General features: G+C 58.5%; 10 protein-coding genes. 5 read left to right on the forward strand and 5 right to left on the reverse strand.

Annotation, left to right across the window (positions count from 1 at the left end):
• Positions 1-30: 30 nt before the first annotated feature.
• Positions 31-393, reverse strand: a complete 363-nt coding sequence (locus AEQ67_RS32125) for an ArsC family reductase (protein ID WP_059407789.1) — start codon at positions 391-393, stop codon at positions 31-33.
• Positions 394-676: 283 nt separating this feature from the next.
• On the opposite strand from AEQ67_RS32125, the gene AEQ67_RS32130 reads away from it, so the two are divergent.
• Positions 677-2,308: a Na+/H+ antiporter gene (locus tag AEQ67_RS32130; RefSeq protein WP_059407791.1), complete on the forward strand. Its 1,632-nt coding sequence runs from the start codon at positions 677-679 to the stop codon at positions 2,306-2,308.
• 78 nt (positions 2,309-2,386) lie between these two features.
• On the opposite strand, the gene AEQ67_RS32135 is transcribed toward AEQ67_RS32130, so the two are convergent.
• From AEQ67_RS32135 to map, 4 genes are all read right to left on the reverse strand, one after another.
• Positions 2,387-3,142 carry a M12 family metallopeptidase gene (locus AEQ67_RS32135; RefSeq protein WP_059407794.1) on the reverse strand — a complete coding sequence of 252 codons (756 nt, stop codon included), beginning with the start codon at positions 3,140-3,142 and terminating at the stop codon, positions 2,387-2,389.
• A gap of 167 nt (positions 3,143-3,309) precedes the next feature.
• Positions 3,310-4,512, reverse strand: a complete 1,203-nt coding sequence (gene dapC, locus AEQ67_RS32140) for a succinyldiaminopimelate transaminase (protein ID WP_059407796.1) — start codon at positions 4,510-4,512, stop codon at positions 3,310-3,312.
• A 161-nt stretch (positions 4,513-4,673) separates the two neighbouring features.
• Positions 4,674-7,376: a [protein-PII] uridylyltransferase gene (locus tag AEQ67_RS32145; RefSeq protein ID WP_059407798.1), complete on the reverse strand. Its 2,703-nt coding sequence runs from the start codon at positions 7,374-7,376 to the stop codon at positions 4,674-4,676.
• A gap of 47 nt (positions 7,377-7,423) precedes the next feature.
• Positions 7,424-8,206 (reverse strand): type I methionyl aminopeptidase, encoded by a 783-nt coding sequence (gene map, locus AEQ67_RS32150; protein WP_059407800.1) that lies wholly within the window; start codon positions 8,204-8,206, stop codon positions 7,424-7,426.
• Positions 8,207-8,579: 373 nt separating this feature from the next.
• Here map and rpsB point away from each other — a divergent pair, with 373 nt between their 5' ends.
• The 4 genes from rpsB (at position 8,580) to frr (ending at position 11,880) form a co-directional block, all read left to right on the forward strand.
• Positions 8,580-9,317 carry a 30S ribosomal protein S2 gene (gene rpsB, locus AEQ67_RS32155; RefSeq protein WP_003219330.1) on the forward strand — a complete coding sequence of 246 codons (738 nt, stop codon included), beginning with the start codon at positions 8,580-8,582 and terminating at the stop codon, positions 9,315-9,317.
• Between the two features lie 192 nt (positions 9,318-9,509).
• Entirely contained in the window at positions 9,510-10,373 is an 864-nt protein-coding gene (gene tsf, locus AEQ67_RS32160; RefSeq protein WP_059407802.1) for a translation elongation factor Ts, read from the forward strand.
• Between the two features lie 209 nt (positions 10,374-10,582).
• Positions 10,583-11,326: a UMP kinase gene (gene pyrH, locus AEQ67_RS32165; protein WP_003172271.1), complete on the forward strand. Its 744-nt coding sequence runs from the start codon at positions 10,583-10,585 to the stop codon at positions 11,324-11,326.
• Positions 11,323-11,880: a ribosome recycling factor gene (gene frr, locus AEQ67_RS32170; RefSeq protein ID WP_007907979.1), complete on the forward strand. Its 558-nt coding sequence runs from the start codon at positions 11,323-11,325 to the stop codon at positions 11,878-11,880. The genes pyrH and frr overlap by 4 nt, the downstream gene beginning before the upstream one ends.
• The last annotated feature ends 3 nt before the right edge of the window (positions 11,881-11,883 follow it).

The following is an 11,883-nucleotide window of genomic DNA, read 5'->3' on the forward strand; positions in this document are numbered from 1 at the left end:
GATACCTCTAACAAAAAGGAACGGGCTGCCTTACTTGAGCGCTGCCGCGTAGATATCTGGCTTGAAGCCAATCAGGGTTCGGTCTCCGAGATCGAGCACCGGGCGCTTGATCATCGAGGGTTGCGCGAGCATCAGTTCGATGGCTTTCGGCTGGTCGAGATCGGCTTTGCGTTCGTCGTCGAGCTTGCGAAAGGTCGTGCCTGCACGGTTCAACACCACTTGCCAGCCGTGCTCGTCGCACCATTGGGTCAGGTGTTCACGGTCGATGCCGACCGCCTTGTAATCATGAAAGTCATAGCTGACAGCGTGTTCATCGAGCCAGGTGCGCGCCTTTTTCATGGTGTCGCAGGCTTTGATGCCGAAAAGGTGCAACGTTTTACTTGAAACGGTCAAGGAATTGCCCCCTTTACAGGTGCTGGAAAAAAAAGGTGAAGGATTATGCCATGACCGAACGGTTTCGCGTCGGTCGAGGTCGATTTCCCGCCGCAAAACCTGTGGGAGCCAGCCTGCTGGCGATCGCGTCGGATCAGCCGCATCAGTGTCGAATGTGCAGCCGCCATCGCCAGCAGGCTGGCTCGCACAGGGATAGCTGCGACATTGGTACAACGGTCAGCCCGCAGTCTAAGCGGCTAATATGGCACTTCAATGCTATCGATTGCCTGGGAACCGCGCTTTTATGCAAACCGCCTACACCGTCCTGATCCTGTTGATGCTGGTTGGCGTTTCACGCCTGCTCGGACGGGTGATTCCGTTGCCGTTGCCACTGGTGCAAATCAGCGCCGGCGCGTTGCTGGCCTGGCCGACGCTTGGGCTGCATGTGGCGCTGGATCCCGAGCTGTTCCTCTTCCTATTCCTGCCGCCGCTGCTGTTTTCCGATGGCTGGCGCATGCCCAAGCGTGAGTTGTGGCGTCTGCGCGGGCCGATCCTGACGTTGGCGGTGGGGCTTGTGCTGTTCACCGTGGTCGGCGCCGGATACTTCATTCATTGGCTGATTCCGAGTATTCCGCTGCCGGTCGCCTTTGCCCTGGCGGCGGTGTTGTCGCCGACGGATGCCGTGGCGGTCTCGGCGATTTCCCAGAATCGTTTGCCGACGCCCTTGATGCACATGCTCCAGGGTGAGGCGTTGATGAACGACGCCTCGGGCCTGGTGACGTTCAAGTTTGCCTTGGTCGCGGCGGTCACCGGCGCGTTCTCGCTGGCCAACGCCAGCGTGACGTTCGTGTTGGTGGCGGTCGGCGGCCTGGCCGTCGGTGTGGCGCTGAGCTGGCTGGTCGGGCGCCTGCGGTCGTGGATGATTGCGCGTGGCTGGGATGACCCGGCCACTCACGTCGTCTTCATGTTGTTGCTGCCGTTTGCCGCCTATGTGCTGGCCGAGCGAGTGGGCGCGTCGGGCATTCTGTCGGCGGTGGCGGCGGGGATGATGCAGAGCTGGCTCGACCTGCTGCCGCGTCAGACCAACACCCGCTTGCTCAATCGCAGTGTCTGGTCGTTGCTGGAATTCGCCTTCAACGGCTTGATCTTCCTGCTGCTGGGCCTGCAGTTGCCGGACATCATCAAAGCCGTGGCCAGCCACGAAACCTCTTTGTGGCCGACGCTGCTCTATCGTTGCCTGGATGTGATCGCGATTTTCCTGGTGCTGCTGGTGTTGCGGTTTGTCTGGGTGCAGAGCACCTGGCGCCTTTCGATTCTGCTGCGGCGCTGGCGCGGCAAAGGCGAGATGACCCAAGTGCCCACAGCGCGTTCATGCTGGCTGCTGACCGTCGGTGGCGTGCGCGGCGCGGTGACGCTGGCGGGCGTACTGTCGGTGCCGCTGTTGATGGGTGGCGATGCATTTCCCGAGCGGGACTTGCTGATCTTCATCGCTGCCGGAGTCATCCTGCTGTCACTGATTGCGGCGTGCATTGCGTTGCCGATGTTGCTGCGGGGCATCGAGAAAAGCCCTGACGACAAACGTCGCAATGAAGTGCGCGACGCTTGGCGCAAGACGGCCGAGGCCGCCATTCATGCGCTCGAAACCGAGGAGGTCAACCCGCAGGACGCCGCCCAGGCTGCGCTGGCGGTAGAACTCAAGGCACGGATCATGTCCGAGTATCGGCATCAACTGGAAGTGTTCAACGATTCGGCGGAGGCCCAGGCGCTGGCGTTTCAGATGGACTTGCTGGAGCGGCGTCTGCGCTTGAAGGCGCTGCGGGCGCAGCGCCTGGAGTTGTACAGCCTCAGCCGTCATCACCAGATTGGCGATGACGTGTTGCGGGAAGTATTGGGTGAGCTGGATTTGAGTGAAGCTAACTTGGGGGCGGTTAAGTAAGCGAGCAGCGCAAACTTACCTGGCTATTAGTTGTTCATGAATAAAATATCCATGTGTGTTGTGTTCAAGGGGGCGGAGTTATGGATAAGCTTTTTTAATAAGCGCGATGTCACCTTCGCTGATGCTCCTGCTTGCAGTATGTTGCCAGTCGCCAATGGTGATTTCATCAGGCACGTCATAGTGCATGACTGAGTGTCTGTCGTAGGGTGTATAGGTTCGACTTGGAATACGTTCTAAGGGTAAGACGTTGGCGTCAACTTGCTGCCTGGAAAAACCTGCAGCCCTTGCATAATAGTCGTATGTTTTTTCTCGATCCCAGGGGATCTTGGCATCGGGATGTTGGTGCTCGTGTTGCAGGCCTAGCGCGTGGCCAAACTCATGGATGACCATCCCCTCGTAGTGCGGCGAGGAAAAGTAGGTGCCCAGATCCATTGAAGCGTCGTGAGGGTGGCCTGTGAGTGCATCTGTGCCGATTCTTGAGCTTCCGCCTTTGTTGAGCGATGGCTGAAAATTAACCCGGATATCGCCCAGGAATTCCTCTGAGTTATAAATATCCTCTTCGTCCATTTCCAGGAACTCGAAGTTTAGACTGATGTAAGGTAACCATTTTATCGCGCCATTTTTTACAGCCTCGAATGAATCCTCGTCGTATTTGAAGACCAGGATTTTCAGAGTTCTTCCAGGGGTCCAGAATTTGGTGTGATCACCGACGCCACGTTTTTTCCTGCCTCCGCTGGCAGGCGTGCCATTGCTGGGGCGCTCGCTGATTGCGGCGTTATAGGAGTCGAGAAGATTGGTGGGTGCAATGCTTTTGCAATAGGTAAGTGGGCTCACGTTTTATAAGTGTCCGGTGATTAAATGGACTTTGAAAGTATTTACAGGTCGTGAGGTTGTCCAGTTGTGTGGTTATTCAAGTTGTTGCGGTAGTTAGGTGTGATGGAGGTTTTAAGTTGGGTATCAAGTGCCCTGCACCGCGTTGCACGGTGCAGGTGCAATAACGACTATTTACTGCGAGTGACTATAAAATCGTGAATCCGCTTGGCGGCTTCAACACATTCCGCCAGCGGAGCCACAAGAGCCATACGCACGCGTCCGGCGCCCGGATTGAAACCGTCGACTTCACGTGACAGATAAGAACCCGGCACCACGGTCACATGTTCTTCAACGAACAGATCGCGACAGAACGCCTCGTCATCACCTTCAACATTCGGCCACAAGTAGAAACCACCGTCCGGGCGCTGCACATCCATGACCGGGCTGAGAATCTCCAGCACTGCGTCATACTTCTCGCGATACAGCGCACGGTTGGCGCGCACATGCACTTCGTCATTCCACGCGGCAACGCTGGCCAGTTGGGTTTGAACCGGCATCGCGCAGCCGTGGTAGGTGCGATAGAGCAGGAAGCCTTTGAGAATGTCCGCGTCACCGGCCACAAAACCCGAACGCAGGCCCGGCAAGTTGGAGCGCTTGGACAGGCTGTGGAACACCACGCAACGCTTGAAGTCCTTGCGGCCCAGTTCCACGCAGGCGCTGAGCAGGCCGGCTGGCGGGGTTTGTTCGTCGAAGTACAGTTCGCTGTAGCACTCGTCCGCGGCGATCACGAAGTCGTATTCGTCGGCCAGGGCGATCAGCTTTTTCAGGGTGTCGACCGGGATCAACGCACCGGTCGGGTTGCCTGGCGAGCACAGGAACAGGATCTGGCAGCGCTTCCAGATGTCTGGCGACACGGCATCGAAATCCGGGTTGAAGCCGTTTTCATCGAGGCACGGCAGGTAGTGCGGCTTGGCCCCGGCGAGGAACGCCGCGCCTTCGTAGATCTGATAGAACGGGTTCGGGCTGACCACCAGTGCATCGTCGCCACGGTTAACCACGGTCTGGGTAAACGCGAACAGTGCCTCGCGGGTGCCGTTGACCGGCAGCACATTGCGCGCCGGGTCGAGCCAGCCGTTCGGAACGTTGAAACGACGTTCGCACCACGCAGCGATGGCTTCACGCAGGGCCGGGATGCCGAGGGTGGTCGGGTACACGGCCATCTGATCCAGGTTGCTGGCCAGGGCTTCGGCGACGAAGCATGGCGAGCGGTGCTTGGGCTCGCCGATGGACAGCGCGATGGCGCGTTTGTCCGGGTTTGGCGTGACGCTGCCGAGCAGGGCGCGGAGCTTCTCGAACGGGTAGGGCTGCAACTGGTTCAGAGCGTTGTTCATCGATGGATCTCGTTCGGTGTGTGAGCGGCTCTAACCCCTGTGTAGGAGCGAGCTCGCTCGCGATGGACGTTAACGATAACGCGTGTTTGCTGGATAAACGCGTTGTGCTCAGGTCCATCGCGAGCAAGCTCGCTCCTACAGAAGGGCGGGCCGTTGTTAGTTCATATACTCAGTCGCGACAGCGCGATCCCGGGTTCCTGGCTGACGCTCAGCTGTTCGACGATCGCATCCTGCAAGCGGCTGCACAGCAGCGGGTCGGACAACGGCTGGTTGTTCGCGTCGGTGATGAAGAACACGTCTTCGACGCGCTCGCCGAGGGTCGCAATCTTGGCGTTCTGCAGCGACAGATCGAACTCGAGGAAGATCGTGCCGATGCGTGCCAGCAGGCCTGGGCGGTCGGGGGCGCTGAGTTCCAGCACCGTCACTGGCCGTTGCGCGTCGTTGTGAATCGTCACTTGCGGCGCAAACGCGAAATGCTTGAGCTGGCGCGGCACCCGCCGCTGAATGATTGTCGGGTAATCGTCCGGGTTGCGCAGCGCTTCAGTCAGGCCTTCGCGGATCTGTTTGACCCGTGCCGGGTTGTCGCCAATCGAGTCGCCATCCGTGTCGAGCACGATGTAGGTGTCGAGGGTGAACTGGCTGCTGGACGTGATGACCCGGGCGTCGTGAATGTTCAGGTTGAGCTGGTCCATCGCGGCCACGGTCACGGCGAAGAAGTCGTGCTGGTCTGGCGCATAGATGAAGATCTGCGTGCCGCCCTCGAATTCGCGCTGGGTGGTTTCCTTGATCAACACCAGCGGCCCGCCGTCGGCCGGCTGCTGGAGGATCGCGTCGCTGTGCCAGGCCACATCGCCGGCGGTGTGGCGCAGGAAATAGTCATCGCCCAATTGCGCCCACAACTGCTCGACGTCGTCTGGATCGGTGCCGCCGCGCACCAGAATGTCCAAGGCAGCGCTCTGGGTCTGGCGGATCTGCTCTTCGCGGTCCACCGGGTTCTCCAGGCCGCGCCGCAAGGCACGCTTGGTCTCGGTGTAGAGCTGGCGCAACAGGCTGGCGCGCCAGGAATTCCACAGGGTCGGGTTGGTGGCGTTGATGTCGGCGACGGTCAGCACGTACAGATAATCGAGGTGGGTGTCATCGCCGACGATCTGCGCGAAATCGTGGATCACCTGCGGATCGGACAAGTCCTTGCGCTGGGCGGTGGTCGACATCAGCAAATGGTTCTGCACCAGCCAGACGATCAGGCGGCTGTCCCACACCGGCAACTGATGGCGCTGGCAAAAGGCTTCGGCATCCACCGCGCCGATTTCCGAGTGATCGCCATGCCGGCCCTTGCCGATGTCGTGGTACAGCCCGGCGAGGTAGATCAGCTCGGGTTTGGGCAATTTGGCCATGAGCTTGCTGGCCAACGGGAATTTTTCCGACACTTGCGTGTACTGCAACTTACGCAGGTGTTTGATCAGGTTCAGGGTGTGGGCGTCGACCGTATAGATGTGAAACAGGTCGTGTTGCATCTGCCCGACAATGAAGCCGAACTCCGGCAGATAGCGCCCGAGAATGCCGTAGCGGTTCATTCGGCGCAGGTTGCGATGGATGCCGATCTTGCACTTGAACAGCTCGATGAACAGGCTGGTGTTGCGAATATCGTTGCGGAAGTCGTCGTCGATCAGGTGCCGGTGCTCACGCAGCAGACGAATGGTGTCGGCGCGCACGCCTTTGATTTCCGGCTGCTGGGCCATCAGCACGAAGATTTCGAGCATGGCGAACGGCGTGCGGCGGAACACGTTGTCGTTACGCGCCTCGATATAGCCGTCGTGCAGCTGGAACCGCGAGTTGATCGGCTGCGGCGGTACTTCGTCTGCCGGCGCGAGGATCAGCTCCTCAAAGTGCTGGATGATCAGGTCGCTGAGCTGGGCAATGCTCATGACCACCCGGTAATACTGCTGCATGAAGTTTTCGATGGCCTGCTTGGCATCGTCGCCCTTGAAGCCCAGCAGCCCGGCGATGGTGCGTTGGTGATCGAACAGCAGGCGGTCTTCGGAGCGGCCGGCGAGCATGTGCAGGGCGTAACGCACCTTCCACAGGAATTCCTGGGACGAGGCCAGCAGGGCGTTTTCGCTCTCGACCAAAAAGCCTTCGCCGGCCAGGGCCCGCAGGTTCAGGGTGCCGTACTCGCGACGGGCCACCCAGAGAATCGTCTGGATATCGCGCAGGCCGCCGGGCGAACCTTTGACGTTGGGTTCCAGGTTGTATTCGGTGTCGTTGTACTTGTGGTGACGGGCTTTTTGCTCGGCGCGCTTGGCCAGGAAGAAGTCCTTGCTCGGCCACATGTGCGCGGTGCTGGTGACGTCCAGCATGCGCTGGCGCAGGCGCTCGGGGCCGCAGATGGTGCGGCTTTCCATCAGGTTGGTGACAACCGTCAGGTCGGCGCGGGCCTCAACGGCGCATTCGTCCACCGAGCGAACGCTCTGGCCGACTTCCAGGCCGATGTCCCACAACAGCGTCAGGAAACGCTCGATGGAATCGCGGAAAATTTCGTGATCGGCGCTGTCCAGCAGGATCAGCAGATCGATATCGGAATAGGGGTGCAGCTCACCGCGACCGTAGCCGCCGACCGCGACCAGCGCGATGTCGGCGTCTTCACTCCAGTCGAACTGCTCCCAGGCCTTTTGCAGGATGTTATCGACGAACCAGGCCCGGTCCTCGATCAACCGGCGAATCTCGCGGCCACTGCGAAAGCGCCCGTCGAGCACCTCGCGGGCCTGGCGAATCGCCTTCTTGAAGGCCGCGATCGGGCTTGCCTTCAGGGCCAGTTCAGCCTGGAACTGGCCTCGATCGAAGAGTTCTGGATCCACCTGCGGCATCGATTGGCTTTCCTGTCTATAAAGGCTGGGTCGCGGCGCGGGTCGGATCAGGCCGAAACGCGTGGGATGGTGTCATCGGCGCGCAGGGTGAAGATCTCGTAACCGGTGTCGGTCACCAGCAGGGTGTGTTCCCACTGGGCAGAGAGCTTGCGGTCCTTGGTGATCGCGGTCCAGCCGTCGCCCAATACCTTGGTGTCGGCCTTGCCCTGGTTGATCATCGGCTCGATGGTGAAGGTCATGCCGGCTTTCAGTTCCATGCCGGTGCCTGCGCGGCCGTAGTGCAGGATTTGCGGCTCTTCGTGGAACACCTTGCCGATGCCGTGGCCGCAGAACTCGCGAACCACCGAAAAGCCGTTCTTTTCAGCGTGCTTCTGGATCACCTCGCCGATATCGCCCAGGCGGCAGCCGGGTTTGACGATCTCGATGGCCTTGTACATGCATTCCTGGGTCACTTGCGACAGGCGCTCGGCCCAGACCGGCACGGTGCCGACGTGGAACATGCGGCTGGTGTCGCCGTGGTAACCGTCCTTGATCACGGTGACGTCGATGTTCAGCGTGTCGCCATCCTTCAGCGCTTTCTCGTTCGGGATGCCGTGGCAGACCACGTGGTTGATCGAGGTGCAGATGGACTTCGGGAAACCTTTGTAGTTGAGCGGGGCAGGGATGGCTTTCTGCTCGTTGACGATATAGTCGTGGCAGATGCGGTCCAGCTCTTCGGTGGTGATGCCCGGCTTGACGTGTTCGGCAATCATTTCCAGCACATCGGCGGCCAGTTTGCCGGCGATCCGCATTTTTGCGATGTCCTCTGGGGTTTTGAGGGTGACGGTCATACAGGCTCTCTCTGCGCTCGATGGCGCTTTCTAAAACGAAATGGGCGTTGCGCGATCGATCTTCGCGGCCCTTAAAAACGCGATTCTACCAGACGATCAGGGCAAATCTGAGTCCCTGTGCGTCGCTTCTCTCTATAGAATGGTGCATTCTGGGCCGATTCCAAGGGCTGGCGCAAAAGCGCTCGCCAGGATTTCAGAATCCGGGTTCCGTTTTTTCCTGCCCTGTGATATAAAATGCGCCGCTTTCCGGGGATCCCCTGAAAAGCCTAAATCCACACACGTGTCGACACGATGACCTGGGTGCCTTCAGCTGATGCTGCTGGTTGGTCATTGGGATACGTGGAGGCCAAACCCGACTTATTAAGGAACTATCATGTCCCAAGTCAACATGCGCGATATGCTGAAGGCCGGTGTGCACTTCGGTCACCAAACCCGTTACTGGAACCCGAAAATGGGTAAATACATTTTCGGCGCGCGTAACAAGATCCACATCATCAACCTTGAAAAAACCCTGCCAATGTTCAACGAAGCTCTGACTTTCGTAGAGCGCCTGGCCCAGGGCAAAAACAAGATTCTGTTCGTCGGCACCAAGCGTTCCGCTGGCAAGATCGTTGCTGAAGAAGCAGCACGTTGCGGTTCGCCGTACGTCGATCACCGCTGGTTGGGCGGCATGCTGACCAACTTCAAAACCATCCGTGCTTCCATCAAGCGTCTGCGTGACCTTGAAGTGCAAGCCGAAGACGGTACTTTCGCCAAGCTGACCAAGAAAGAAGCGCTGATGCGCACTCGCGATCTTGAGAAGCTCGATCGTTCCCTGGGTGGTATCAAGGACATGGGCGGTCTGCCAGACGCTCTGTTCGTTATCGACGTTGATCACGAGCGCATCGCGATCACCGAAGCCAACAAGCTGGGCATCCCGGTTATCGGCGTAGTCGATACCAACAGCAGCCCGGAAGGCGTTGACTACATCATCCCAGGCAACGATGACGCAATCCGCGCTATCCAGCTGTACATGGGTTCGATGGCTGACGCAGTCATCCGCGGTCGCAACCACGTTGCTGGCGGCACCGAGCAGTTCGTTGAAGAAGCTCCGGTAGCAGCAGCTGAGTAATTGACGCCTTGGCGTTGACTCAGTAAGCAAAAAGGGGGCTTGGCCCCCTTTTTGCCACCTCGAAAACCATTAGTTGGCAGCGCAGCTACAGCCTTTGTAACGTGCAGCGGCTAACAAGGGTGGTTCGGGAAGAATTGAACGCCCGTTCGATCGGGTGGAATGGTTGATAACCTATCCAAGAGGATTTTTGAAATGGCAGAGATTACTGCAGCGTTGGTCAAAGAACTGCGCGAGCGTACCGGCGAAGGCATGATGGACTGCAAGAAAGCCTTGACCAAGGCTGGCGGCGACATCGAAAAAGCCATTGATGACATGCGTGCTTCGGGCGCCATCAAGGCTGCCAAGAAAGCAGGCAACGTTGCCGCTGAAGGCGCTATCGCTCTGAAAGAAGACGGCAAATCCGCCGTTTTGCTGGAAGTGAACTCGCAAACCGACTTCCTGGCTCTGCAGGACGACTTCAAGGCATTTGTTGCTGCAAGCGTTGAAAAAGCGTTCGCTGACAAGCTGACTGAAGTGGCTCCGCTGATCGAAGCTCAAGAAGCTGATCGCCTGGTACTGGTCGGCAAGGTTGGCGAAAACGTCAACATCCGTCGTCTGGCACGCGTTGAAGGTGACGTTGTTGGTGGTTACCTGCACGGCAACAAGATCGGTGTTGCAGTTGTCCTGAAAGGCGGCACTGTTGAATTGGCCAAGGACATCGCTATGCACGTAGCGGCGACCAACCCTGAATTCCTGCTGCCATCGGAAGTTTCCGCTGAAGCGGTTGAGCGTGAGAAGGGCGTATTCCTGACTCTCAACGCTGACAAGATCGCCGGCAAGCCGGAAAACATCGTTGAAAACATGGTCAAAGGCCGTATCAGCAAGTTCCTGGCCGAAGCCAGCCTGGTTGAGCAGGCGTTCGTCAAGAACCCTGAAATCAAGGTCGGCGAGCTGGCCAAGAAAGCCGGTGCTGAAATCGTTTCCTTCACCTACTTCAAAGTAGGCGAAGGCATCGAGAAGCCGGTCGACAACTTCGCTGAAGAAGTTGCTGCCCAGCTGGCTGCCGCCAAGCAATAAGACGGTTTTATAACTGTCGCCCTGAAGAGGCTGCCCGCTTACGCGCGCAGCCTCTTTTCAGATGGGATACCAACTTTTAATTGGTTTCCGTTTGGAACTGGCTTACAAAGCCATGTTCCGATGGCGCTGAAGCAGCGCCAAGCTAGAGTGAACGCCAGCTGTAAACAGCTCGCAAAGAATTTTTAAATACGCCGCAGGAGAGATTCGCAATGGCTCAGCAGGGCAGTGGTTATCAGGCTCGCTATAAACGCATTCTACTCAAGCTTAGCGGCGAGGCCCTGATGGGGTCTGAAGAGTTCGGGATCGATCCGAAGGTGCTGGATCGCATGGCGCTCGAAGTTGGCCAGCTGGTCGGCATTGGCGTCCAGGTCGGTCTGGTGATCGGCGGCGGCAACCTGTTCCGCGGTGCGGCGCTGAGTGCGGCCGGTATGGATCGGGTTACTGGCGACCACATGGGCATGCTGGCCACTGTGATGAACGCCTTGGCCATGCGCGACGCATTGGAACGTGCCAATATCTCGGCCATCGTGATGTCGGCCATTTCCATGGTTGGCGTGACCGATCACTATGATCGCCGCAAAGCCATGCGCCACCTGAACGCCAAGGAAGTCGTGATTTTCGCGGCCGGCACCGGCAATCCGTTCTTCACCACGGATTCGGCAGCCTGCCTGCGTGCAATCGAAATCGATGCCGATGTCGTGCTCAAGGCGACCAAGGTCGATGGCGTCTACACCGCTGACCCATTCAAAGACCCGCATGCCGAGAAGTTCGATCATCTGACTTACGATGAAGTGCTGGATCGCAAGCTGGGCGTGATGGATCTGACGGCCATTTGTCTGTGCCGCGACCACAAGATGCCGTTGCGCGTCTTTAACATGAACAAGCCCGGCGCCCTGCTGAATATCGTACATGGCGGCGCTGAAGGAACCCTGATCGAGGAAGGCCAACAATGATCAACGAAATCAAGAAAGACGCTCAAGAGCGCATGAAGAAATCCGTGGAATCGCTGGCGCACAACTTCGGCCGTATTCGTACCGGCCAGGCGCACCCAAGCATTCTCGAAGGCGTAATGGTGCCGTATTACGGTTCCGACACTCCGATCAAGCAGGTGGCGAACATCACCGTCAAAGACGCCCGTACCCTGCAAGTCGTTGCCTTTGAGCGCAACATGCTCGGTGCTGTCGACAAAGCCATCGGTAGCGCGGGTCTGAACCTCAACCCGACCAACCTGGGTGAGTTGCTGCTGATCTCCATGCCGGCCCTGACCGAAGAGACCCGCAAGGGCTTCACCAAGCAGGCTCGCGATGTCGCGGAAGATGCCCGTGTTGCGGTGCGCAACATCCGTCGTGATGCGAACAGCCAGCTCAAGGATCTGGTCAAGGAAAAAGAAATCAGCGAAGACGAAGAGCGTCGCGCGACTGGCGAAATTGACGATCTGACCAAAAAGTACGTGGCTGAAATCGACGCGAATTTGGCACAGAAAGAAAAAGACCTGATGGCCGTATAAGGG

This window comes from Pseudomonas sp. RIT-PI-q, from assembly GCF_001297125.1.
Classification (GTDB): domain Bacteria; phylum Pseudomonadota; class Gammaproteobacteria; order Pseudomonadales; family Pseudomonadaceae; genus Aquipseudomonas.